Below are 22,675 nucleotides of genomic sequence, written 5' to 3' on the forward strand. Positions count from 1 at the left end.
TTCTTTCGTCGGGTGTGGTCGGGGATGGCCAGGGTGCCGCGGGTGCCGCGGGTGCCGCGGGGGCGGCGGGGGCCGTGGGGGCCGCAGGTGCCGGGCGAGTCGGCGACTCAGGCGCGTGACGCCGCGTGGATGCGCGCCAGGATCTGCTCTCGCTGGTAGCGGCTGACGCCGTCGACGGCTTCGTCCTCGGCGAAGACGCTCGAGACGGCGATCGTGTCGTCGCGATCGAAGAAGCCCAGCCCGTGCAGGCCTCCGAAGAAGCCGTCCCAGTCGACGTCACCGTCCCCGATCTTCAGGTGCTGGTGGACGCGGGCCGCGTTGCCGGGCGGGTTGCTGATGTACCTCAGCCCGTGCGAGCGGCGGTGGTCGAACGTGTCGGCGATGTGGACGAGGCCGAGTGATCGCCCGGCGGCGGCCATGATCCCGGCCATGTCGCCGCCGTAGTGGAAGGTGTGGCACGCGACGTAGGCGAGACCGACCTGCTTCGTGTTGAGGCCGCGGATGACCCGGAGGGCTTCGAGACCGTCCTCGACGAAGTCGTCCGGGTGCGGGTCGATGAACACACGGATGCCCTCGCGTTCGAGGACGGGCAGCAACTCTTCCATCGACCAGTAGAACTGACGCTCCGATTCTTCGGACAGCTCGGGACGACCACTGAACTCGGTGTTGATGACCCCGACGCCGAGGCGGGCGGTGATCTCGATGACGCGCTTCCAGTGCTTGACGGCGGCCCGACGGGACTCCTCGTCGGGACCTGACCAGCGCAGGACGGGCAGGACGGACGCGATCTCGACCCGCGCCTCCTTGCAGGCCGCCGCGAAGGCGTCGACGAGGTCGTCGTCGGCCTTCGGGTGTCGGAAGAACGGGATGAAATCGCGGTGCGGCGTCAACTGCAGGTGGTCGTACCCCAGTTCGGCGACCTTGGCGGGCAGCTCGAGCAGGGAGTGGCTGTGGTGCAGCGGGGTGGGGTCGAGGGCGATCTTCACCACCGGTCACTCCCCCGTCGCGGCGGCACGGGGCAGATCGTAGAACGACGGCTTGGCCATCGCGTAGTCGACCTCGACGCGGCGGCCGGTCTTCTGCGCCTCGACACCCGCCGTGGCGACCACGCTCGCGAGGTAGCCGTCCCAGGCGCTCGGACCGTCGATGGTGCCGCGGTGCGCGGCGTCGACCCAGCGCTGCACCTGGGTGTCGTAGGCAGCGCCGAAGCGCTCCTTGAACGTCGGCGGCACGGCGACGCCCGACCGGGCGGCCGTGGTGAGCTGGAGTCCGGACTCGCGCCCGATGGAGGCGACGCCGCTCTCGAAGACGGCGTCCGTGGTGACCTGGTAGCCGAACTGGATGTTGACGTTGATCTCGACGATCGCCATCGTGCCCGACTCGGTCTCGAGGATCACGAACTGCGGCTCTCGGAGCCCCTCGGGCGCGAGCGAGTTGCGGCGGGGCTTCTTGACCTCGACCGCGACGATCGGCTCACCGGCGATGAAGGGGACGGCGTCGATCTCGTGGATGACGGAATCGAGGATGAGCATCTCTTCGGAGTAGCTCGGCGGCGTCGTGGCGTTGCGGTGGGCGCAGTGCAGTGCGAGCAGGGCACCGTGCTCGCCGGACGCGACGAGGGCCCGGAGGTCTCGGTACCCCTGGTCGAAGCGACGCATGAAGCCGACCTGGATGTGCGGCCGGTCGAGCTTCTGCTCCGCCTCGAGGACGCGGAGCGAGGCGGCCTCGTCGGTGGTGAGGGGCTTCTCGCAGAGGATCGCCAGGCCGCGGTCGAGTGCGGGCAGGAGGACGGCCTCGTGGAGGAAGCCCGGGGTGGCGATGATGACGGCGTCGATCTCGGTGGCGGCGAGCGCCTCGTCGAAGTCGGCCGCGGTGATCGCGCCGGGGGCCGTCGCCGCCGCGGCGTCGGCACGAGCGGTGTCGGGGTCGACGACGGCGACGACGGTGGCCCCGCTGATGGTGGACGTGATGCGGGCGACGTGGTCGGCGCCCATCATGCCGGCACCGACGACGGCGACGCGGAGGTCGGGGGTTGTGGTGTTCACGGGTGTTCTCCTTCGGGGCGGGGGTGTCAGCGGCGGGACGTCAGACGAGACGGGAGCGAGGCGAGCAGCTCATGATGTGCTCGCGCGTGCGGGTCGCGATCCCGAGGGGCAGGTCGATCGATTCGACCGGGAACATGTCTTGCTCGACGATGGCGAAGATCTCGGGATCGATGCGGCTGACCGCGTCGAGCACCGGCGCCAGGTCGGGCACGCCGTGCGGCGGTTCGACCATGACGCCCTGAGCGACGGCATCACCGAACGGCACGTCGTTCTTGAGCACGGTGAACCGCAGGTCGGAGTCGACCTGCTTGAGGTGCAGGTAACCGATGCGGTCGGGGTACTCCTCGACGAGGCGCACGGAGTCACCGCCGTAGTAGGCGAAGTGCCCGGTGTCGAGGCACAGGTTCGTGTAGCGCACGTCGGTCTCGGCCAGGAACCGCTCGGTCTCTCGGTACGTGCCGACGTGGCTGTCCGCGTGGGTGTGGAACTGCTGCTTGACGCCGAATTCTTCGAGGAGCGCCTTGCCGAGCTTGTCGTGGCCGGCGCCGAGCGCCGCCCACTGCTCGTCGGTGAGGGTGCGGGCCTCGAGCACCTCGCTCGTGGCGTCGCTGCGCCAGAGGTCGGGGATGACGACGAGGTGCTCGGCACCGAGCTCCGAGGCGAGGCCGGCGACGGCGAGCGCTTGGTCCCACGCGCGTCGCCACTGGTCGTCGCCCTTGTGGAACCCGGTGAAGACCGTCCCGGCCGAGAGCTTCAGGTCGCGCCGACCGAGCTCGTCCTCGAGCTGGTGGGGGTCGGTCGGCAGGTACCCGTAGGGGCCCAGTTCGATCCAGTGGTAGCCCGCCTGCTGCACCTCGTCGAGGAATCGCGGCCAGGGGATCTGACCGGGGTGCTCGGGGAACCAGACGCCCCACGAGTCGGGTGCGGTCCCGATGCGGAGTCCGCGCCCACCCGGGCCGGTGGGCGTGGCGTCGGGGTCGGTGACGGTGTCGGTCATGGCGGCGGTGCCTTTCGAGAGGGTGCGGGTGAGGTGTGGCGGTGTCAGCCGAGCAGCGGGCGCTGCGCGGCCTGCTGCTCGCGGTAATCGGCCAGGGCGGCCGTGGTGCTGTCGAGGGTCGAGACCTGCGCGACCGGGACGTCCCACCAGCCCTCGCCGTCCGGGGCGTAGACGAGCGGGTCGCTGTTCAGGTGGATGAGCGTGCTGGTCGACGAGGCCTTGGCCGCGGCGAGGGCTGCGGAGAGGTCGGCGACCGCGTTCGGCGTCGGTTCCACCTCGACGACGTCGAGCCCGTAGCTGCGGGCGTTCATCGCGAGGTCGACCGGCAGCACCTCGGTGCCCTGGAAGTCGAGGGAGTCGGGATCGAGCTTGCGGTAGAGCGTGCCGAAGCGGTCGGCCCCAACGGTCTCGGAGAGGTGGCCGATCGAGGCGTAGCCGTGGTTCTGGATGAGCACCACAATGATCTTGATGCCCTCGGCGACGGCGGTGACCAGTTCGGTGTGCAGCATGAGGTACGAGCCGTCACCCACCATGACGATGACGTCGCGGTCGGGTGCACCCCTCTTGACGCCGAGGCCACCGGCGATCTCGTAGCCCATGCACGAGAACGCGTACTCGACGTGGTACCCGAGCGGGTCGCGGACCCGCCACAGCTTGTGCAGGTCGCCGGGCAGCGACCCGGCCGCCTGGACCACGACGTCGGTCGGGTCGCTGGCGGCCTGGACGGCACCGATGATCTCGGGCTGGCCGGGCAACGCGAGCCCGGACGGCTGGAAGGCCTCGTCGACGAGGGCGTCCCAGGTCGCCTTCTCGGCGGCCACGCGAGCGGAGTGCTCGTCGGGTACCCGATGCCCCGCGAGCGCCGCGGCGAGCGCGTCGAGCGTCTCGCGGGCGTCGGCGACGACGGGCAGTTGCGAACCGTGCTTGTAGGCGTCGAACGACGTGACGTTGACGTTGACGAATCGCACGTCGGAGCCCTGGAAGGCCGTCCGCGAGGCGGTGGTGAAGTCGCTGTACCGGGTGCCGACGCCGATGACGAGGTCCGCCTCGGCGGCGATGCGGTTCGCGGCGGTCGTGCCGGTGGCACCGATGCCCCCGAGGTACTGCGGGTGGTCCCAGGCGAGGGACCCTCCGCCGGCCTGCGTCGTGCCGACGGGGATGCCGGTCGCCCTGGCGAGGGCGTCGAGCTGCTGCTCGGCGCCCGAGTAGAGGACTCCACCGCCGGCGACGACGACGGGGCGCTTCGCGGCCTTGATCGCGGCGACGGCGCGCTCGAGCGGCCCTCTCTCGGGCACGGGCCGACGGATGTGCCATTCGCGGGGTTGCAGGAACTCGTCGGGCACGTCCAGCCACTCGGCCTGGACGTCCTCGGGCAGGGCGATCGTGACGGCGCCGGTCTCGGCCGGGTCGGTCAGCACCCGCATCGCGGCGAGCGCGATCGAGAAGAGCTGCTCGGGCCGGTCGACCCGGTCGAAGAATCGCGACAACGGCCGGAACGCGTCGGTCACCTGCAGGGACGTGTCGTGCGGCATCTCGATCTGCTGCAGCACGGGATCGCTGACCCGGGTCGCGAAGGTGTCGCTCGGCAACAGCAGGGCCGGCAGGCGGTTCGTCGTCGCGAGCGCGGCGGCGGTGAGCATGTTGGCGGCACCCGGACCGACGGAGGCGGTGCTGGCGTAGGTCGCGCGCCTCCGGTGCATGCGGGCGTAGCCCACGGCCTGGTGCACCATCGCCTGTTCGTTGCGGGCCTGCAGGTACGGCATCAGGCCCGGCCGATCGACGTGGTACTGCTTGAGCGCCTGGCCGACGCCCGCGACGTTGCCGTGGCCGAAGATGCCGAACATGCCGGGGATCGTGCGCTCTCGCACGTCGCCGTCGACGGTCCACTGGTTGGCGAGGAACTCGACGAGCGCCTGGCCCACGGTGAGTCTCTTCGTCGTCATCGACGCGGTCCTTTCGAGGGTGCGGTGGGGAGGTAGGGCAGCCGGGGGTCGGGGGCCTGGGACTCCCAGCCGGCTCGGACCCACCCGTGGGCGGGGTCGTCGGTGATGAGCCAGGCGCGCTCGGGGTCGGGCCCCGCCATGACGTTGAGGTAGTAGAGGTCGTAGCCCGGGGCGGCGACGGCGGGGCCGTGGTACCCGTACGGGACGAGGGCGACGTCGCCGGTGCGGACGAGGGCGTTCACGTCGATCTGCCCCGCGGGTGAGCTGTAGGTGGCGAACATGCCGAACGGGTCGGCCTGCGAGGGGGCGTCGAGGCCGCGGCCGACGGCGGATTCGAAGTAGTAGATCTCTTCGAGGCGGGACTCGGTACCGGGCACCCCGTCGTCGTGCTTGTGCGGAGGGTACGACGACCAGTTCTCGGCGGGCGTCACGACCTCGCAGACGATGAGCTTCTGGGCGTGCAACCCGTCCGGGGTGCCGAAGTTGTGCACCTGGCGGGTCGATCGACCGGCGCCGCGGATCTCGACGGGGATGTCGTCACGACGGAGCACCTGCACGTCGAGCACCTGGTCGGCGGGTGCCTCGGCGATCGCGACCCGACCGCTCCCGGTGACCACCGCCTCCGTCCGGACGCCGAGGTAGGCGACGTCGGCCGGCCCGTCGAAGACGGAAGCCCGCCCGGCGAGCTCGACGGTGCCCGACCCACCTCGGCCATCACTCCACTCGACCACGACGTCGCCGACCAGCGGCACCACCATGCGCTCGACCCCACCGGCGGCGAGGGGCAACGAGACACCGTCACCGAGCTCGCCGACACGCAGGCCGGTGTGCTGCCAACCGTCGAGGTCGCCGTCGACGACGGTCTGCCAGCCGTCGCGGGTCAGGTCGCCGCGGGGGAAGAACCAGCGGGGGTCGTCGTTCATGTCGTCCACCTCATCATCGAGCGGGCGGCCCGGGGGCCACGGGGGTACTGCCTGGGGACAGATCGGGCGGGCGGTCAGTTCTGGGGGAAGCCCAGGTCGACGCCGCCGTGGCTGGGGTCCAGCCAGCGCGACGTGATCGCCTTCTCGCGGGTGTAGAACTCGAAGCCCTGAAGTCCGTAGGCCTTGTCCGAACCGAAGATGCTGTCCTTGAAGCCGCCGAACGAGTAGTACGCGACGGGCACCGGGATGGGCACGTTGATGCCGATCATCCCGACCTCGATCTCGGCCTGGAAACGCCGCGCCGCGCCTCCGTCGTTGGTGAAGATCGCCGTTCCGTTGCCGTAGGCCCCGGCGTTGATGAGGGCGACGCCCTCGTCGTACGACGCGACGCGCACGATCGACAGCACCGGCCCGAAGATCTCTTCGGTGTAGACGCGGCTGGTGAGCGGCACCTTGTCGATCAGGGTGGGCCCGAGCCAGAAGCCGTCGGCCTCACCGTCGACGTCGACGCCCCGGCCGTCGACGACGACGTCGGCTCCGTCGGCGAGGGCGATGTCGATGTAGCTCGCGACCTTGTCCCGGTGCTGCTCGGTGACGAGAGGGCCCATGTCGCAGCTGCGGCGACCGTCGCCGACGGTGAGGCCGGCCATGCGTGAGGTGATCTTCTCGATCAGTTCGTCGGCCACGGGTTCGACCGCGACGACCACGCTGATCGCCATGCAGCGCTCGCCCGCCGAGCCGAATCCGGCGTTGATCGCACTGTCGGCGACGAGGTCGAGGTCGGCGTCGGGCAGGACGAGCATGTGGTTCTTGGCACCGCCGAGTGCCTGGACGCGCTTGCCGTGCCGGGCGGCGGTCTCGTAGATGTACCGGGCGATGGGTGTCGACCCGACGAACGAGATGGCTTTGACGTCGGGGTGCTCGAGCAGGCCGTCGACGGCCTCCTTGTCGCCGTGGAGGACGTTGAACACGCCCTCGGGCAAGCCGGCCTCGGCGAAGAGGCGGGCGAGGAACATGGCGCTGGACGGGTCTTTCTCGGACGGCTTCAACACGACGGTGTTGCCGACCGCGATGGCGATCGGGAAGAACCACATCGGCACCATGGCCGGGAAGTTGAAGGGGCTGATGACGCCGACCACGCCGAGGGGCGCCTTGGTCGAGTAGACGTCGACCCCGGTGGACACCTGCTGCGAGAACTCGCCCTTGACCAGGTGGGGGAACCCGGTCGCCAGTTCGACGACCTCGAGGCCGCGGGTGATCTCGCCGAGGGCGTCGCTCAGCACCTTGCCGTGTTCGCTCGTGAGGATCTCGGCCAGTTCGCCCTTGCGTTCGTTCAGCAGCTCACGGAAGCGGAACAGGATCTGCTGACGCTTCGTGATCGAGAGGTCGCGCCAGGCGGGGAACGCCCGTCGTGCCGAGGCGACGGCGGCCTCGATCTCGGAGGCGTCGGCGAGCGAGACGTCCTTCGTCGCGACCCCGAGGGCCGGGTCGTAGACGGGGGCGGTGCGGCCGCTCGTGCCGGGCACCTCGGCGTTGTCGATCCAGTGCGCGACCAGGGGGCGATCGGTGGCGGTGGCGGTGTGCGTGCTGGTGGTGCTGGTCATCGTTCTGCCGATCCGTTCGTGGTCGAGGGTGGGTGGACGAGCCCGGCGGCGTGGTCCACGGCGGCGGCGACGTCGTCGTCGCTCGGGTAGAGCAGGGTGCGTCCGACGACGAGCCCGCGGACGCCGGGGAGGGCGAGGGCCGCGGCCCAGCGGGCGTAGGTGTCGGCCGGGTCGACGGCGGGGTCGCCCCCCAGCAGCAGCGTGGGCAGGGTCGTCGCCGCCATCACGCGTTCCATGTCGTCGACGACGGGCAGCTTGAGCCAGCTGTAGGCGGAGGATTCGCCGAGGCCCGACGCGATGGCGACCGACTTGATGACGGCGTCGGCCGTGAGGTCGTTGGTCACGCGTCCGTCGAGCCACGAGCTCATGAAGGGCTCGAGCATGATCGGGAGGCGCAGCCTGGCCGACTCGGTCACCGCGCGTGCCGTGGCGGCGAGCGTCGAGGCCGTGCCGGGGTCGTCGAGGGCGACGCGGACGAGCAGTTTCGCGAAGTCGAACCGGGAGTCGGCGATCGACGCGGCCGAGTACGCGGTGAAGCGGTCGTCCAGCTCGAACGTGGCGCCCTGGAGTCCGCCGCGGTTCATGCTGCCGACGACGACCTTGCCGTCGAGGGCTCCGAGCAGGGCGAGGTCCTCGAGGATGTCGGGAGTGCCGAGCACACCGTCGACGCCGGGTCGCCCGAGGGCGACGACGAGTCGGCGGAGGAGGTCGTAGCGGTCGGCCATGGCGGTCGCGTCGCCTCGGACGCCGAGGGCACCACGGGCGGGGTGGTCCGCCGCGACGATGAAGAGGCGTCCGTCGGCCGCCAAGGGGACGGGCCGCGTGCGGGCGGCCAGGACCTCGGCCACCCGGTGCGGTTCGGCGGCCCGGAGGGTGCGGAGGCGCTCGAAGTCGAGAACCGGGGCGGTGCGGTCAGACATGGTGCGCCTCCTCGAGGACGGCCTCGACCTCGTCGGTCGTGGGCATGGCGGTGGAGCACTCGAACCGGGTGGCGACGATGCCCCCGGCCGCGTTCGCGAAGCGCAGGGTGCGGTCGAGCGACCATCCCTCGATGAGGCCGTGGCAGAGGGCTCCCCCGAACCCGTCGCCCGACCCCAGACCGTTGATGACCTGGACGAGGTGGGCCGGCACCTCGATCCGTTCGTCTCGCGTCTTGGCGAGGACGCCCTTGGGGCCCTGCTTGACGACGGCGAGTTCGACGCCTCGTTCGAGGAGGGCGTCGGCCGCCCGCTCGGGCTCGGTCTCGCCCACGGCGATCTCGCACTCTTCGCGGTTGCCGACGGCGACGGTGACGTGCTCGAGGGCGCGCCCGACCTCGCGAGTGGCGACCTCGGGGCTCTTCCAGAACATGGGGCGGTAGTCGAGGTCGAGGATCGTCAGGGGACGACGACCCCGGGCCTGCCAGGCCACGTGGTGCGCCTGCCTGCTCGGCTCTTCGCTGAGGCCGGTGACCGTCGCCCAGAAGACGGTGGCCTTCTCGACGGCGGCGAGGTCGAGCGAGCCCGCGGTGATCATGAGGTCGGGTGCCTTCGGCTGACGGTAGAAGTAGAGCGGGAAGTCGTCGGGCGGGAAGATCTCGCAGAACGTGACCGGGGTGTTCAGCCCGTCGACGGTCGAGACGAGCCGGGTCGAGACGCCGAGCCGCTCGAGCTCTCGGACGATGTAGCGGCCGAAGGGGTCGTCGCCGGTGCGGGTGACCACCGCGGACCGGCGGCCGTGCCGGGCGGCGGCGATGGCGACGTTGGTCGCGCTTCCCCCGACGGACTTGCTGAAGGTCTCGACCTCTTCGAGGGGAACACCGGACTGCTGCGGATAGATGTCGACGCCGACGCGGCCCATGGTGAGGACCTCGTAGGGGGCGCTGTCGTTGTGGTCGGTCATGACGTGGTCGTCCTTTCGGGAGCCAGGCGAGCGGTCGCGGTCACTTCTTGCCGTTCTTGACGACGTAGATGGCACCGGTGCTGAAGTCCTCTTCGAGTTGCTCGAGCGACCGCCCGTTCGTCTCGGGCACCTTCTTGACGGCGAAGAGGAACGACCCGGCGTTGAGCACCGCGAAGATGAAGAACGTCGTCGAGATGCCGATGCCGGCGACGAGGATCGGGAAGAGCAGGCTGACGGCGAAGTTGGTCAGCCAGAGGATCAGCACCGTGAGCCCCATGCCGACGCCACGCAGCTTGAGGGGGAAGATCTCGCTGAGCATCAGCCAGACGAGCGGGCCGATGGTGCCCTGCATGGTGCCGACGAAGCCGATGACGAAGACCAGGACGACGATGGCCCGGCCGAGCCCCTCGGGGATCAGCAGCGACGACAGGCCGATCAGCAGGTGGAAGATCGCGACGCCGGCGAAACCGACCATCAGCATCGTGCGCCGTCCGACCTTGTTGATGATGCGCAGGGCGACGAGCATGGCGACGACGGCGATGACGCCCGCCCCGACGTTGGCGATCAGGGCCCCGCTCTGCGAGAACCCGGACTGCTGCAGCACCTGGGTGCCGTAGTACATGATCGAGTTGATGCCCGTCAGCTGCTGTGCGACGGCCAGGCCGATGCCGATGAACAAGATCTTGCGGAGCCAGGGCGCGGCGATGAGGTCGGCGAGGCGGGCGCTCTTGGCCTCTTTCTCCTCGTCGGCGAGGAGGCGCACCTCGGCCATCTCGGCCACCGCCCGGTCGTCGGCGCGGATCTGCTTGAGCACGGCGAGCGCGTCGTCGTCACGGCCCTTGGCGATGAGCCAGCGAGGGCTCTCGGGGACGCGGAACATGCCGATGAAGAGGGCGATCGCGGGCAGCACCGCGACGGAGAGCATGTAGCGCCACACGTTGTCGTGCTCGCCCCAGACGCTGCCGATGACGGCGTTGATCGTGAAGGCGGCGAGCTGCCCCGAGACGATCATCAGCTCGTTGCGGCTGACGAGCCCGCCGCGCTGCTCGGTGGGCGCGAGTTCGGCGAGGAACACCGGAACGGTGACCGAGGCCCCTCCGACGGCGATGCCGAGGAAGAACCGTGCCCCGGTGAGGAACTCCCACGTGGGCGCGAGCACGCAGGCGAGGGCGGCGAAGAAGAACAGGATGGCGAGGGTGTTGATGGTGGGCTTCCGCCCGAAGGCGTCCGAGATGCGCCCGATGAAGAACGCCCCGACCGCGGCCCCGATGAGGATGGCCGAGACCATGACCCCCTCGCTGGCCGGCGTGAGCCCGAGGCTCTCCTCCATCGAGTCGAGCGCGCCGTTGATCACGCCCGTGTCGTAGCCGAAGAGAAGGCCACCGAAGGTGGCGATGACCGCGACGGTGCCGAGGCGCTTGGTGTGCGGGCCCGAGACCAGGGCGGGAAGAGCTACTCGGGGCGAACTGCCCGATGTGTCGGTGACCACGATTCCTCCATTGGTTGTGGTTACAGCTTCCCGCGTCGGTGCGGGTCGTCGCCCTGCCGCTGCGACAGGACGAGGTTATCCATGTCTTCATGTCCTGTCAATCGGTCATGACATGTCCATGGGAGGGGAGGGAGGGACGCGTCCCTAAAATCGGAGCATGCCTTTCGACGAGTGGTACGACGACGAGACGCGAGAGGCCGCGACGGCCCGCGTGCTGCAACGTCGGATGACCAATCCCACCGACCGCAACGTCCTGACCGTCGTCGCGGAAGAGTTCAACGTCCCGCGGCAGACCCTCAGCGACTGGGTCGACGAGGCTTCACCCGAACCCGCCAAGCCGAAGCGGAAGCCCCGGCCCAAGTTCTCGCAGGTCGTCAAGACCACCAAGGAGGCGCGGGTCGAGTCCCCCACGGACGACGAACCGATCGACGCTCCGCAGCCCGCCGCACCTCCGGAGCCCGCGCGTGAGCCCGAGCCCGACGCCGAGGCCGGGCCGCAGACCGCGGCCGTGCCCGAACCGCAGCCCGAGCCCGAGCCCGAGCCCGAGCAGGACCCCTGGGCGGCATCCGGTCCTGCCCCCGATCCCGAGCCGACACCCGAGAGCGAACCCGAGCCGCGGCCGGAGCCGGAGTCCGCACCCGCACCCGCTCCCGCACCCACACCCCCACCCGCCGACAGCCGCCTCACCGCCCTCGAGGCCGAGGTCGCCGCCCTCCGCGCCGGCAACCGGGCGCTCGTCGACGCCCTCCGCATCCTGGTCGACTGACGACGCTGGTCGGTGGCTGGCCGAGCCGAACGACGGCCACGAGGCCGTCCGGTCACCGTCGTCGTGGTGACGGCCCCGGCTTCGTGAACCGGGACCAGCGCCGGTCGGCCGCGCGCGCCTCCCGGGGGAGGCGGTAGCCGTCGCGGTAGACGCCGACGACGTCGAGGGCGACGCCCACGAGGGAGCGGACGGCGGTGCGCCGCTCGCGCGAGCCGTACCAGTTGCGGTGGAGGCGCCAGAGCTCGACGATCCCCCGCACGAGCAGTCCCCCGCCGAAGAAGACGGCGGCGATCCAGGCGATGCCGGTCGAGCCGAAGGCGACGACGGCACCGATGCAGACGACCAGCGTCGCCACGAAGGTGATCGTCAGCGTGCGCGGGCTCGGTAGCTGTCGGCCGTGCTCGCCGGTCCAGTACGACGAGAGCAGGTAGAGGGCGTCCTCGCGGGAGCGTCCGCCCTCGCGCAGACGGTCGACGGCGGCGTCGGTGCGCGCGAACCGTTCGGGCCCGTCGGCCTGGCGCACCGCGGCGCTGGTCAACGCGACGATGCGGATGACGGGAGGTTCGCGTCGAGCCACGAGGCCATCCTGCCGGACGCCGGTCGCCCGACGCCGCACACCGCACGCACGCCGCCCGACACCCGACGCCGCACACCGCACGCCGCACACCGCACACCGCACACCCTCCACCGGACAGGCCCGCACTGTCCCCCGCCTGGCCGCTTCGCGAGTGCGCCGCGACCCCAGGCTGGAAGCTCGCTGGAGGTCGATGACGGGTGGGCTGCCGCTCGCGTCCGAATGGTGTGTCACCGAGACACGGCGTGTCCGCACCGCGGCACAGCGATCCCCGGCCACCGACCCGAGTGGCCCCGCCGAGAGAAGGACCACCCCATGAGCGCAGACGACGAGAAGCAGGCCGACGCAGGCTTCGCGGGCAGGTTCCGCGACCAGCTCGGCAGCCGGGCGATCGAGCCCCTCATCAAGGCCGTCCGCACCGAACTGCGGTCGGCGCGCGACGAGATCGCCGGCCGGGCACGGGATGCGCGATCCGGCGCCGTGCTGCTCGCCGTCGGGGCCGTCCTCGCGATCGTGACCGTGATCCTCCTCGCCGGCACCGCCGTCGCCCTGCTGGCCCTGGCCCTCCCGCTCTGGGCCGCCGCGCTCATCACGTTCGCCGTCTTCGCCGTCGTGACCGCGGTGCTCGTCGCCGTCGGTCTGAAGGGCGTGAAGCGAGGCATCCCGCCGGTGCCCTCCGACACGGTGAAGAACCTCACCTCGTCGGCCGACTAGCCGCCCACACCCCTCCGAACCCGACCCCCTTCCACACCCGACCCCCTCCCCACCCGACACCGTCCGCACCCGACACCGGAGAATCCCCCATGCCTCGCACCACACCCGCCAGCCGGTCCACGAAAGAACAGCGCACGCAGCACGCCGAGACCTATACGCCCCTCGCGCGGTACGGCTCCGAGGCGTTCGGGGCGTTCCTCCTCGTCGTCGGAGGCGTCGGCACGGCCGTGTTCGCGTCGTCGTTCCCGGACGACGGCAACACGCTCGGTGTCGGCTTCCTCGGCGTGGCCCTGGGGTTCGGCCTCAGCGTGATGGCCGGCATCTACGCCGTCGGCCACATCTCGGGTGGCCACTTCAACCCGGCCGTGACGGTCGGCTTCGCCCTGGCCGGCCGGACCACGTGGGCGAGCGTGCCCGGCTACGTCGTCGCACAGCTCGTCGGTGCCGCCGCCGGGGCGAGCGTCGTGGCGCTCGTCGCCGCCGACGGCCCCGCCGGCTACTTCGCCGCGGCCCGTGACTCAGGCTTCGCCTCGAACGGCTTCGGTGCGTCGTCGCCCGGCGGTTTCGGCCTCGGAGCCGTGCTCGTCACCGAGATCGTGCTGACGGCCGTCTTCGTCGGCGTGATCCTGTCGGTAACCGCCAAGAGTGAGTACAAGGCCCTGGCGCCCTTGGCGATCGGCCTGACCCTGACGCTGATCCACCTGATCAGCATCCCGGTGAGCAACACGTCGGTGAACCCGGCCCGCTCGCTGGCGGCGGCCCTCTACGGCGGCCCCGACGCGCTGGCCCAGGTCTGGGTCTTCTTCGTGGCACCCCTCGTCGGCGCCGCCCTCGCGGGCCTCGCGCACCGCGTCCTGCGCCGTCGCGCCTGACCGGCCCGAGCGGCAGGGAACGCAGGAGGCGCGGGTCGCGTGACCCGCGCCTCCTGCGTTCTCGTGCGGTCGCGCCGGTGCCGACCGACTCTCTAGCAGAGGCGACGACGTCGCCCCGCCCGTCGGGCGGCGACGACCTAGACGACCGTCGCGCTCCGGACGCGGTCGGCGGCGGTGGCCATGTGGTCGCGCATCGCCGCGAGCGCCGCGTTCGGGTCGCGGGCCTCGATCGCCCGGAAGACGGCCCGGTGTTCGCGGTACGCGGCCTCGGCCTGGTCCTTCTCGGTGAGCCCGCGCTCGACCCAGAGGCGCAGCAGCGACCGGGTGCTCTGCAGGAGGTCCTTGAGCACGACGTTGTCGGCGCTGACGGCGATCTGCAGGTGGAACCGGATGTCGGCCTGGAGGAACGCGTCGAGGTCCTCGAGCGAGTCGGCCATCACCTCGATGTAGCCGCGCAGCTTCTCGACGTCGGCGTCGGAGGCCCGCTCGGCGGCGTAGGCGGCCGCCTGGATCTCGAGCCCGCCCCGCACCTCGATGAGCTCGCGCGTGCGTGCCGCGTTCAGCATGAGACCCCAGCTGAGGGTGGTCGGCAGCAACTCCGAGGTCTGGTCGCGCAGGTAGGTGCCCGAGCCCGGACGCACCGTGACGATGCCGAGGATCTCGAGGGCGGCCAGGGCCTCGCGGACGGCCGACCGCCCGACGCCGAGACGTTCGGCGAGCTGCCGCTCGGGTGGGAGGCGCGACCCGGGGGTCAGTTCGCCGGCCGTCAGGAGGGCCACGAGCTGCTTGACGACCTCGCTGACCGCGGTGCCGCGCGGGACCATCTCGAGCTCGAGATCGAGGCTCGCGGGGTCGCTCTCTGGGTATGCCGGCACGCTGCGAGCTTAGTCAGCGGGGCCCACGGGTCCACCTCTCGGGGCCCAGGGGTCGACCTCTCGGGGCCCATGGGCCCACCTCTCGAGGCGCTCGCTCCGCCTCGCTCCGTCGCTCAATTGGTCAACCGGTTGACAGCTTTCGTGGAAAAAGGCACGATGGTTCCTGCGCGCCACCGGCATCGGTCGAAGGCGTCATCCAACAACGTCGTTAGATCCGAAGGAGTCGATGTGGACACCACCACCCGAACGAGCGCGCAGCAGAGCGCGGTCGAGAAGTCCGCGATCAAGAAAGTCGCCGTCCGGCTCGTGCCGTTCGTGGCGTTGATGTTCTTCATCAACTACCTCGACCGCACCGCCATCGGCTTCGCGGCGCCGAACGGCATGGAGTCCGACCTGGCCCTGTCGGCCGCCCAGTTCGGCTTCGCCTCGGGCGTGTTCTTCATCGGCTACATCCTCTTGGAGGTGCCGTCCAACCTCGCCCTGCACAAGTTCGGTGCCCGCAAGTGGCTCGCCCGCATCATGGTGACCTGGGGCATCGTGGCGTTGCTCTTCACCTGGGTGCAGAACTTCGAGCAGCTCGTCGCCCTGCGCTTCCTGCTCGGCGTCATGGAGGCCGGCTTCTTCCCCGGCGCGATCCTCTTCCTGAGCCTGTGGGTGCCGGCCGCCCACCGCAGCAAGATCCTCGCCCTCTTCTACCTGGCGCAGCCCCTCACCACCGTCATCGGTGCCCCGCTCGCCGGCTGGTTGATCAGCCACGACGGCGTCTTCTTCGGCCTCGAGGGCTGGCGCTTCATGTTCATGGGCGTCGCCATCCCCGCGATCGTCGTCGGGATCGTCGCCTGGTTCTACCTCAAGGACAAGCCCGCCGACGCCAAGTGGCTCACCAAGGAAGAGCAGGTCTGGCTGACCCAGGCGCTGGTGAAGGAGGCCTCGACGAAGACGGGTGCCGTCTCGACCACCGGCAAGCACCCGGGCCTCGGGGTCGTCTTCAAGAACGGCCGCGTCTGGATGCTCTCGTTCATCTACTTCGGCTTCATCTACGGCCTCTACGCGCTCGCGTTCTTCCTGCCCACCATCATCGGCGGCTTCCAGGAGCAGTTCGGCACCGAGTTCACCGTCACCCAGCGCGGCTTCATCACGGCCATCCCCTACGTCCCCGCGGCCATCGCCCTGTACTTCTGGTCGCGTGACGCCTCGCGTCGCGGCCTCAAGACCTGGCACATCGTCATCCCCGCCGTCGTGGGCGGTCTGAGCATCCCGCTGGCGCTGTACGCGCAGTCCCCCGCCCTCACCATCGCGGTGATCGCGGTCACCGCCATGGCGATCTTCGCGGCACTGCCCAACTTCTGGACCCTGCCCACGCAGTTCCTGACCGGTGCCGCGGCGGCCGCGGGCATCGCGCTCATCAACACGGTCGGCAACCTCGCCGGCTTCAGCGCCCCGTACATCACGGGCCTGGTCACCGACGTCACCGGCGACTACCGGGTGCCGATGTTCATCGTCGGGTTCTTCATGCTCCTGTCGGCCGCGCTGATGATCGCGCTCAGCCGGATGAAGAAGCCCGAGGGCACCCTGAGCCCCCGCGAGCAGGCCGACCTGGCGGCGACCGCCGGGCTCGACTGACCGACGCTCACCCCTCTCCCCCCGCGGGGCCCGGATGATCCCCGACCCGGGCCCCGCCCCCTCCGCACCCCGTCGCCGTGCCGTCGCGCCGTCGACCGGACCACCGCCTCCTGGAGTTCTCATGACACGCCTCTTCAACGATCCGGGCGACTTCGCCGACGAGATGATCGACGGCTTCGTGGCCGCCAACCAGCGCTGGGTGCGACGGGTGCACGGCGGCGTGGTCCGGGCGACCCGCTCGGCCCCCGGCAGCGTCGCGCTCGTCGTCGGCGGTGGCTCGGGTCACTACCCGGCCTTCGGCGGACTCGTCGGGCAGGGGCTCGCCCACGGCGCGGCCCTCGGCAACCTCTTCGCCTCGCCCTCGTGGCAGCAGGTCAGGTCGGTCGCGAAGTCGGCGCAGAACGGCGGGGGCGTCCTGCTCAGCTACGGCAACTACGCCGGTGACGTCCTGAACTTCGACAAGGCCCAGCAGAAGCTGATCGACGAGGGCATCGAGACCCGCACGGTCGCCGTCACCGACGACATCTCGAGCGCGTCGATCGCCGACAAGCACAAGCGTCGCGGCATCGCCGGCGACCTCACCGTCTTCAAGTCCGCCGCGGCCGCCGCCGAGGAGGGCGCCGACCTCGACGACGTCGTCCGCGTTGCCGTCAAGGCGAACGAACGCACCCGCAGCGTCGGCGTGGCGTTCTCGGGCTGCTCGCTGCCCGGGGCCGACGAACCGCTCTTCACCGTGCCCGAGGGCCGCATGGCCGTCGGCATGGGCATCCACGGCGAGCCGGGCATCGGCGAGACCGACGTCCCCACGGCGGACGGCCTCGCCGAGCTGCTCGTCGAGGCGCTGCTCGCGAGCGACGAACTGCCCGACGGGGTCGACGAGGCGCGCGGGCGCAAGGTGGCGGTGCTGCTCAACGGACTCGGCTCGGTCAAGTACGAAGAGCTCTTCGTCGTCTACGCCCGGGTCGACGCCCTGCTGCGCGAGGCGGGCGTCGAGGTCGTCGAGCCCGAGGTCGGCGAGCTCGTCACGAGCTTCGACATGGCCGGCGTCTCGCTGACCCTGTTCTGGCTCGACGACGAACTCGAGCGCCTCTGGGCGGCCCCGGTCGACGCCCCCGCCTACAAGAAGGGCTCCGTCGACGTCGCGTCGCGGACGGACGACGCCGAGCAGGAGGCGCGGGTCGAGATCGCGATCCCGCCCGCGACCCCGGCGTCCCGGCAGGCCGCCCAGCTGGTGCTGAGCGCCCTCGAGGCGGTGCGGGCCACGGTCGAGGAGAACGTCGACGAGCTCGGACGCATCGACGCCGTCGCCGGGGACGGCGACCACGGCATCGGCATGCAGCGCGGGGTCCACGCCGCCGTCGCCTCCGCCCGCGAGGCCGTGCTCGCCGGTGCGGGGGCGGGCACCGTCCTCGACCTCGCCGGCGACGCCTGGTCCGACCGGGCCGGGGGCACCTCCGGGGCCCTCTGGGGTGCCGCCCTCGCGAGCCTCGGCGCGGCCGTGGGCGACGAGGCGGCCCCGGACCGCGCCTCCGTGTCCCGCGGCGTCTCCGCCGCCACCGAGGCGATCCTCGAGTTCGGCGCCACGGTCGGCGACAAGACCATGGTCGACGTGCTCGTCCCCTTCGACGCGGCCCTCTCCGCGGCGGTCGACGACGGGGCCGACCTCGCCACGGCGTGGGCCACCGCGGCCGAGGTCGCCGTGACGGCGGCCGCGGCGACGGCCGACCTCCTGCCCAAGATGGGCCGCGCCCGGCCGCACGCCGAGAAGAGCCTCGGCACGCCCGACGCCGGCGCCACCTCGCTCGGGCTCATCACGCGGGCCGTCGGACGCGTCCTCGCGCCGCAGCCCGCCGCGTGACCCTCCCCTCCCCACCCTCCACGAAAGGCACCACCATGGCTGACCAGCTGCGCATCGTCGTCGGATCGGACGACGCCGGGTACGACTACAAAGAGGTCCTCAAGAAAGACCTCGAGGCGAACGACGGGGTGGCGAGCGTCGCCGACGTCGGGGTCGCCGCCGACGGCCACACCGCCTACCCGCACGTCGCCGTCGAGGCGGCCCGCATGGTCGCCGACGGCCGCGCCGACCGCGCGATCCTGATCTGCGGCACCGGTCTCGGCGTCGCCATCGCGGCCAACAAGGTGCCCGGCATCCGGGCGGTGACCGCGCACGACACGTTCTCGGTCGAACGCGCCGTCCTCTCGAACGACGCCCAGGTGCTCTGCATGGGCCAGCGCGTCATCGGCGTCGAGCTCATGCGCCGCCTGGCGAAGGAGTTCCTCACCTACCGCTTCGACACCTCGAGCGCCTCGGCCGAGAAGGTCGCGGCCATCTGCGGCTACGACGGGTCGGGCGAGCCCGTCGGCATCGACGCGGCGTGAGCGATCCGGTGACCGCCCCCGTCCGGCCCCCCTCGGCCCGCTTCACGATCGGGGTGAGCCTCAAGATGTACTTCTCGCACGCGAGGACCCTCGCGTGGAGCGCCGAGGTGGCCGAGATCGCGCGGCGCCACCCGGCCGTCCGGCGGGGCGTCGTCGACCTGTTCGTCGTGCCGACGTTCCCGTCGCTCGTCCCCGTGCAGGAGGCGCTGGCCGGCACCTCGGTCCGCCTCGGTGCCCAGGACCTCGCGACCGACGACGCGGGCGCCTTCACGGGCGAGGTCAGCGGCGCCGAGCTGGCCGAGATCGGCTGCGCCCTCGCCGAGATCGGCCACGCCGAACGGCGGACGCTCTTCCACGAGGACGACGCGGTCGTCGCGGCCAAGACGGCGGCGGCGCTGCGCCACGGCATCACCCCGCTGCTCTGCGTGGGCGAGGCCGACGAGACGTCGCCCGCCCTCGCCGCGCTCGAGGTGACGCAGCAGATCGACCTCGCCCTCGCGGCGGCCGACGAGGCCGGCCTCCCGGGTGCCCTCGTCGTCGCGTACGAGCCGCTCTGGGCGATCGGCGCACCGGTGCCGGCGTCCGCGGGCCACATCACCGCGGTGGTGGCGGCCGTCGAGGACCACCTCGCGGGGCTTCCCGATCGCGCCGGCAGCCGGGTGATCTACGGCGGCAGCGCCGGTCCGGGACTGCTGACCGGTCTGGGCGGCCAGGTCCGGGGGCTGTTCCTCGGTCGCTTCGCCCACGACGCCTCCGCGGTGGAGCGCATCCTCGACGAGGCGCTCGCGCTCGACGAATCGCTGGCGCTCGACGCCGCACGCCGGGACGAGGTGGCCTCGTGATCGGCCTCAGCACCTACGCGTACTTCTGGCGGGGCAGCGACCTCGTCCCGGGGCCGATGACGCTCGACGACATGCTGCGCGACACGGCCGCGCAGGGCGTCCGGCTGTTCCAGATCTGCGACCACGAGGCCCTGACCGGCTACACCGACGAGCAGCTCGCCGCGCTGCGCGACCTCGCCGACGAGCTCGGGCTGACGCTCGAACTCGGCACCCGGGGCACCGGGCCGACCGTCCTGCGGACGTGGCTGCGTCTCGCGGTCGCGTTGCGCGCCTCCTTGGTCCGCAGCATGTGGACGGCGGGTGACGACCGTCCCGACGCGGCCGAGACCGAGCGTCGGCTGCGCGAGGTGCTGCCCGAGTACGAGGAGGCGGGGGTCACCCTCGCCCTCGAGACCTACGAGCAGGTCGGCTCGACCGAGCTCGTGGCCGTCGTACGGGCAGTCGCCAGCCCGCGGCTCGGCATCGTGCTCGACCCGGCCAACACCGTCGCGAACCTGGAGCACCCGGCCGACGTGACCGCGCGCTGTCTGCCCCACGTCGCGAACTGGCACGTGAAGGACTTCGCCTTCTCGCGGAAGGACGGCTGGGTGGGGTTCGCCCTGACCAGCACGCCGCTCGGCGAGGGCCTCCTCGACTACGACGGCATCCGTGCCGCGCTCGACGCCCGCGACGGCGGCACCAGACCCGTCAACCAGGTCGTCGAGCACTGGCTGCCCTGGCAGGGCGACCCCGAGACCACCACGCGGCTCGAAGCCGAGTGGACGACACGAACCATCTCTGAACTGAGGAGCAAGAACAATGACTGACACCCACGACACGACCGCCCCCGAGAGCACCGTCACCTACGCCGACGGGCAGGGCTCGTCCGACGTCACCGTCGCCGTCATCGGCGCCGGCGGCAAGATGGGCCAGCGCGTCTCGAACAACCTCGCCAAGAGCGCGTACACGACCCTCTACAGCGAGGCGTCGCCCGCCGGCGTCGAGCTGATCGAGTCGCTCGGCCGCACGGTCACCGCGACCGACGTGGCCGTGGCGGACGCCGACGTGGTCATCCTGGCCGTGCCCGACGTGGTGCTCGGCAAGGTCTCCGAGCAGGTCGTCCCGGCGATGAAGACCGGCGCCGTCATCCTCACCCTCGACCCGGCGGCCGCCTACGCGGGCCTGCTCGCCGTGCGCGAGGACATCCACTACGCGGTGGCGCACCCCTGCCACCCCAGCGTGTTCCTCGAGCGCACCACGAAAGAGGAGTGGGCCGACACCTTCGGTGGCGTGGCCGCCCCGCAGGAGGTCGTCGCCGCGCTCGAGGGCGTGGCCGAGGACTCCCCCGTCCGCGAGCTGATGACGCAGGTCATCTCGACGATCTACGCACCCGTCATCGCCGTGCACTACGTGACGGTCAAGCAGCTGGCCGTCCTCGAGCCGACGCTGGTCGAGACGATGGCCTGCATGATCGGCGCGTTCCTCAAGGAGGCGCTCGAAGAGACCGTCGACGGCGTCGGGGTCCCCTACGAGGCCGCTCGCGCGATGCTCTACGGCCACACCTGGATCGCGCTGACGAACGGCCTGCGCGGCTCGAACCCGTTCAGCGACGCCTGCCACATCGCCATGGACTACGGCCGCGAGTCGATCGTCCGCGACGACTGGAAGAAGATCTTCGACGACAGCCAGCTCGACTCGGTCATCGCGCGCATGCTGAAGATCGACGCCGTCCGCCGCTAGATCGCGACGACGGGAACGCAGGAGGCGCGGGTCGCGTGACCCGCGCCTCCTGCGTTCGCGCGTGGGGGCGATGCCGCCCGGGCCGACCGCCGGGGCGACGCCCGTGTCAGGATCGGGTGACCTGCCGCGACGAGCGGCGACGACGAGGGGATGCGCGGATGGCCGACACGGACGAGATCGTGCACGTGGTGTTGGTCGAGTGGGCCGAGGGAGCCCCGGCCGACGTGGCCGAGCAGGCGACGCGGCTGTCGACCGAGCACCTGACCGGCATCGACGGCGTGCTGTCGGTGTCGAGTGGCGGCAGCGTCAGCCCCGAGCAGCTCGAGGCCGGCTTCGACTGGATGCTCGTGGTGCGCTTCCGTGACGCCGCGGCCCGCGACGGCTATCTGCCCCACCCCGCGCACCAGCCGGTCGCGAGCTACCTCGGCGACGCGTCCGCCCGGGTCGTCGTCTTCGACGTCGCCGCGTAGGGGCCTGGCCCAGGAGGCTCGGTACGGCTGGCCGGCGCCCGTCACGCAGTCGACGCCACGAGCCCATCGACGACGACGAGCCGCACCCTTCTCGGGTGCGGCTCGTCGTGTCGGTGTCGTTGATCAGGGGCGAGCGGTACCCCCGACGGCGCTGACGGCATCGCTGATGGTGCTGCCCGGGTGGGCTTCGCGGTAGGCACGGACCTCGGCGGGGTCGACGTCACGCTCGGGGCGTCGGGACGGGCGGCCGAGAGCGCTCTTGCCGGCGATGAACGCCGAGGCGAGGGCGGCCACGATCAGCAGCATGCCGACGGTGCGATCGGCCGTGAAGAAGACCACCAGGGCGATCGCGGTCAGGGCGAGCGGGGCGAGGGCGCGGAGCCAGTTCGTCATGAGAAGCACTGCTCCTTGATCTGGGTGATGCCGATGAGCTCACCGGCGAGTGCGGCAGCGGCGCCGCCCAACGCCTTGACCTTCTCGTACGAGAAGCTCGCGCCCCACATGATCTTGGCCGCCTCGGTGACACCGCCCAGCTGCTTGATGAGCGCCTTGGCCTTGAGGATCTTCGCCGCGGGGAAGGCGGTCGAGGCGATGACGGTGGCGATGGCGCCGGCGCAGCCGAGGACGTTCGCCTGGAGGGTGACCTCTCCCCCGCCTGCGCTCGGGGCCGGGGCGTTCTCGGCGAGCCACTGCTGCGTGGCAGCGTCTCCGGCTTGGAGGACCGAATCGGGGATGCGTTCGATGATCGAGAGCGCCTCCTCCATCTCGGCCAGCTGCGCCTCGGTGGGGGCGGGCGCGGCTTCCTGGGGGGTCGCCGACACGGTCTGCGCCGACGAGGTCGGGGTCGGTGCGGCCTGCGCGGCCGTCGCCCCACCGAAAGCAAGGGCGATGCCCAGGGTGCCGGCGAGGAATGTGGTGGAGATCTTTCGGGTACAGGTCATTGGTCTGCGTCCTCT

General features: G+C 71.2%; 23 protein-coding genes. 10 read left to right on the plus strand and 13 right to left on the minus strand.

Features of this window, described 5'->3' with window-relative positions; all coding sequences use genetic code 11:
• Positions 1 to 107: 107 nt before the first annotated feature.
• From IFT88_RS00510 to IFT88_RS00550, 9 genes are all read right to left on the minus strand, one after another.
• Entirely contained in the window at positions 108 to 986 is an 879-nt protein-coding gene (locus IFT88_RS00510) for a sugar phosphate isomerase/epimerase family protein (protein ID WP_043597727.1), read from the minus strand.
• A gap of 6 nt (positions 987 to 992) precedes the next feature.
• Positions 993 to 2,045 (minus strand): Gfo/Idh/MocA family protein, encoded by a 1,053-nt coding sequence (locus IFT88_RS00515; RefSeq protein ID WP_255349715.1) that lies wholly within the window; start codon positions 2,043 to 2,045, stop codon positions 993 to 995.
• Positions 2,046 to 2,085: 40 nt separating this feature from the next.
• A complete protein-coding gene (locus tag IFT88_RS00520) occupies positions 2,086 to 3,042 on the minus strand; it encodes a sugar phosphate isomerase/epimerase family protein (RefSeq protein ID WP_056227903.1) in 957 nt (318 codons plus the stop codon).
• Between the two features lie 44 nt (positions 3,043 to 3,086).
• Positions 3,087 to 4,985: a 3D-(3,5/4)-trihydroxycyclohexane-1,2-dione acylhydrolase (decyclizing) gene (iolD, locus tag IFT88_RS00525; protein WP_192118302.1), complete on the minus strand. Its 1,899-nt coding sequence runs from the start codon at positions 4,983 to 4,985 to the stop codon at positions 3,087 to 3,089.
• On the minus strand, positions 4,982 to 5,908 hold the full coding sequence (gene iolB, locus IFT88_RS00530) for a 5-deoxy-glucuronate isomerase (RefSeq protein ID WP_192118304.1): 927 nt from the start codon (positions 5,906 to 5,908) through the stop codon (positions 4,982 to 4,984). Before iolB ends, iolD begins: the two co-directional genes overlap by 4 nt.
• A 74-nt stretch (positions 5,909 to 5,982) precedes the next feature.
• Positions 5,983 to 7,512: a CoA-acylating methylmalonate-semialdehyde dehydrogenase gene (locus IFT88_RS00535; RefSeq protein ID WP_192118306.1), complete on the minus strand. Its 1,530-nt coding sequence runs from the start codon at positions 7,510 to 7,512 to the stop codon at positions 5,983 to 5,985.
• On the minus strand, positions 7,509 to 8,432 hold the full coding sequence (locus IFT88_RS00540) for a Cgl0159 family (beta/alpha)8-fold protein (protein ID WP_043597710.1): 924 nt from the start codon (positions 8,430 to 8,432) through the stop codon (positions 7,509 to 7,511). The genes IFT88_RS00535 and IFT88_RS00540 overlap by 4 nt, the downstream gene beginning before the upstream one ends.
• The gene (gene iolC / locus IFT88_RS00545; protein WP_043597712.1) at positions 8,425 to 9,393 is read right to left on the minus strand and encodes a 5-dehydro-2-deoxygluconokinase; all 969 of its coding nucleotides are present in this window, start codon (positions 9,391 to 9,393) and stop codon (positions 8,425 to 8,427) included. The genes IFT88_RS00540 and iolC overlap by 8 nt, the downstream gene beginning before the upstream one ends.
• Before the next feature lie 40 nt (positions 9,394 to 9,433).
• On the minus strand, positions 9,434 to 10,882 hold the full coding sequence (locus IFT88_RS00550; RefSeq protein WP_082060225.1) for a sugar porter family MFS transporter: 1,449 nt from the start codon (positions 10,880 to 10,882) through the stop codon (positions 9,434 to 9,436).
• Between the two features lie 157 nt (positions 10,883 to 11,039).
• Between IFT88_RS00550 and IFT88_RS00555 the strand changes: the two genes are divergently transcribed.
• The gene (locus IFT88_RS00555; RefSeq protein WP_192118308.1) at positions 11,040 to 11,648 is read left to right on the plus strand and encodes a hypothetical protein; all 609 of its coding nucleotides are present in this window, start codon (positions 11,040 to 11,042) and stop codon (positions 11,646 to 11,648) included.
• Between the two features lie 52 nt (positions 11,649 to 11,700).
• Here IFT88_RS00555 and IFT88_RS00560 read toward each other — a convergent pair whose 3' ends face one another.
• Positions 11,701 to 12,225: a hypothetical protein gene (locus tag IFT88_RS00560; RefSeq protein WP_192118310.1), complete on the minus strand. Its 525-nt coding sequence runs from the start codon at positions 12,223 to 12,225 to the stop codon at positions 11,701 to 11,703.
• A gap of 312 nt (positions 12,226 to 12,537) precedes the next feature.
• Between IFT88_RS00560 and IFT88_RS00565 the strand changes: the two genes are divergently transcribed.
• Positions 12,538 to 12,936 carry a phage holin family protein gene (locus tag IFT88_RS00565; protein WP_192118312.1) on the plus strand — a complete coding sequence of 133 codons (399 nt, stop codon included), beginning with the start codon at positions 12,538 to 12,540 and terminating at the stop codon, positions 12,934 to 12,936.
• Positions 12,937 to 13,025: 89 nt separating this feature from the next.
• Positions 13,026 to 13,808 (plus strand): aquaporin Z, encoded by a 783-nt coding sequence (gene aqpZ / locus IFT88_RS00570; RefSeq protein WP_192118314.1) that lies wholly within the window; start codon positions 13,026 to 13,028, stop codon positions 13,806 to 13,808.
• A 137-nt stretch (positions 13,809 to 13,945) separates the two neighbouring features.
• On the opposite strand, the gene IFT88_RS00575 is transcribed toward aqpZ, so the two are convergent.
• On the minus strand, positions 13,946 to 14,683 hold the full coding sequence (locus tag IFT88_RS00575; RefSeq protein WP_231567194.1) for a FadR/GntR family transcriptional regulator: 738 nt from the start codon (positions 14,681 to 14,683) through the stop codon (positions 13,946 to 13,948).
• Positions 14,684 to 14,911: 228 nt separating this feature from the next.
• On the opposite strand from IFT88_RS00575, the gene IFT88_RS00580 reads away from it, so the two are divergent.
• From IFT88_RS00580 to IFT88_RS00610, 7 genes are all read left to right on the plus strand, one after another.
• Entirely contained in the window at positions 14,912 to 16,306 is a 1,395-nt protein-coding gene (locus IFT88_RS00580; RefSeq protein ID WP_043597719.1) for an MFS transporter, read from the plus strand.
• 121 nt (positions 16,307 to 16,427) lie between these two features.
• Entirely contained in the window at positions 16,428 to 18,164 is a 1,737-nt protein-coding gene (locus IFT88_RS00585; RefSeq protein ID WP_192118316.1) for a dihydroxyacetone kinase family protein, read from the plus strand.
• 35 nt (positions 18,165 to 18,199) lie between these two features.
• A complete protein-coding gene (locus IFT88_RS00590) occupies positions 18,200 to 18,688 on the plus strand; it encodes a ribose-5-phosphate isomerase (RefSeq protein WP_056260280.1) in 489 nt (162 codons plus the stop codon).
• Complete coding sequence (locus IFT88_RS00595) at positions 18,685 to 19,530, plus strand: triose-phosphate isomerase family protein (protein WP_342212025.1); 846 nt, start codon at positions 18,685 to 18,687, stop codon at positions 19,528 to 19,530. The genes IFT88_RS00590 and IFT88_RS00595 overlap by 4 nt, the downstream gene beginning before the upstream one ends.
• Entirely contained in the window at positions 19,527 to 20,336 is an 810-nt protein-coding gene (locus IFT88_RS00600; RefSeq protein ID WP_342212026.1) for a sugar phosphate isomerase/epimerase family protein, read from the plus strand. The genes IFT88_RS00595 and IFT88_RS00600 overlap by 4 nt, the downstream gene beginning before the upstream one ends.
• Positions 20,329 to 21,249, plus strand: a complete 921-nt coding sequence (locus IFT88_RS00605) for a phosphogluconate dehydrogenase C-terminal domain-containing protein (protein ID WP_192118318.1) — start codon at positions 20,329 to 20,331, stop codon at positions 21,247 to 21,249. The genes IFT88_RS00600 and IFT88_RS00605 overlap by 8 nt, the downstream gene beginning before the upstream one ends.
• A 158-nt stretch (positions 21,250 to 21,407) precedes the next feature.
• Entirely contained in the window at positions 21,408 to 21,719 is a 312-nt protein-coding gene (locus tag IFT88_RS00610; RefSeq protein WP_192118320.1) for a Dabb family protein, read from the plus strand.
• Between the two features lie 123 nt (positions 21,720 to 21,842).
• Here the strand turns inward: IFT88_RS00610 and IFT88_RS00615 are convergent, their stop codons facing one another.
• Both IFT88_RS00615 and IFT88_RS00620 read right to left on the minus strand, forming a co-directional pair.
• Positions 21,843 to 22,112, minus strand: a complete 270-nt coding sequence (locus IFT88_RS00615) for a hypothetical protein (RefSeq protein WP_192118323.1) — start codon at positions 22,110 to 22,112, stop codon at positions 21,843 to 21,845.
• The gene (locus IFT88_RS00620) at positions 22,109 to 22,660 is read right to left on the minus strand and encodes a hypothetical protein (protein ID WP_052505280.1); all 552 of its coding nucleotides are present in this window, start codon (positions 22,658 to 22,660) and stop codon (positions 22,109 to 22,111) included. Before IFT88_RS00620 ends, IFT88_RS00615 begins: the two co-directional genes overlap by 4 nt.
• Positions 22,661 to 22,675: the final 15 nt, after the last annotated feature.

It is taken from the genome of Frigoribacterium sp. CFBP 8751 (assembly GCF_014841545.1).
In the GTDB taxonomy this organism is placed as follows: domain Bacteria; phylum Actinomycetota; class Actinomycetes; order Actinomycetales; family Microbacteriaceae; genus Frigoribacterium.

What these genes read in the sequence shown, in the direction of transcription:
- IFT88_RS00520 (WP_056227903.1), bottom strand. Translation starts at nt 3,042, where the DNA reads ATGACCGACACCGTCACCGACCCCGACGCCACGCCCACCGGCCCGGGT.
- iolD (WP_192118302.1), bottom strand. Translation starts at nt 4,985, where the DNA reads ATGACGACGAAGAGACTCACCGTGGGCCAGGCGCTCGTCGAGTTCCTC.
- iolB (WP_192118304.1), bottom strand. Translation starts at nt 5,908, where the DNA reads ATGAACGACGACCCCCGCTGGTTCTTCCCCCGCGGCGACCTGACCCGC.
- IFT88_RS00535 (WP_192118306.1), bottom strand. Translation starts at nt 7,512, where the DNA reads ATGACCAGCACCACCAGCACGCACACCGCCACCGCCACCGATCGCCCC.
- IFT88_RS00540 (WP_043597710.1), bottom strand. Translation starts at nt 8,432, where the DNA reads ATGTCTGACCGCACCGCCCCGGTTCTCGACTTCGAGCGCCTCCGCACC.
- iolC (WP_043597712.1), bottom strand. Translation starts at nt 9,393, where the DNA reads ATGACCGACCACAACGACAGCGCCCCCTACGAGGTCCTCACCATGGGC.
- IFT88_RS00555 (WP_192118308.1), top strand. Translation starts at nt 11,040, where the DNA reads ATGCCTTTCGACGAGTGGTACGACGACGAGACGCGAGAGGCCGCGACG.
- IFT88_RS00565 (WP_192118312.1), top strand. Translation starts at nt 12,538, where the DNA reads ATGAGCGCAGACGACGAGAAGCAGGCCGACGCAGGCTTCGCGGGCAGG.
- aqpZ (WP_192118314.1), top strand. Translation starts at nt 13,026, where the DNA reads ATGCCTCGCACCACACCCGCCAGCCGGTCCACGAAAGAACAGCGCACG.
- IFT88_RS00585 (WP_192118316.1), top strand. Translation starts at nt 16,428, where the DNA reads ATGACACGCCTCTTCAACGATCCGGGCGACTTCGCCGACGAGATGATC.
- IFT88_RS00590 (WP_056260280.1), top strand. Translation starts at nt 18,200, where the DNA reads ATGGCTGACCAGCTGCGCATCGTCGTCGGATCGGACGACGCCGGGTAC.
- IFT88_RS00605 (WP_192118318.1), top strand. Translation starts at nt 20,329, where the DNA reads ATGACTGACACCCACGACACGACCGCCCCCGAGAGCACCGTCACCTAC.
- IFT88_RS00610 (WP_192118320.1), top strand. Translation starts at nt 21,408, where the DNA reads ATGGCCGACACGGACGAGATCGTGCACGTGGTGTTGGTCGAGTGGGCC.
- IFT88_RS00615 (WP_192118323.1), bottom strand. Translation starts at nt 22,112, where the DNA reads ATGACGAACTGGCTCCGCGCCCTCGCCCCGCTCGCCCTGACCGCGATC.
- IFT88_RS00620 (WP_052505280.1), bottom strand. Translation starts at nt 22,660, where the DNA reads ATGACCTGTACCCGAAAGATCTCCACCACATTCCTCGCCGGCACCCTG.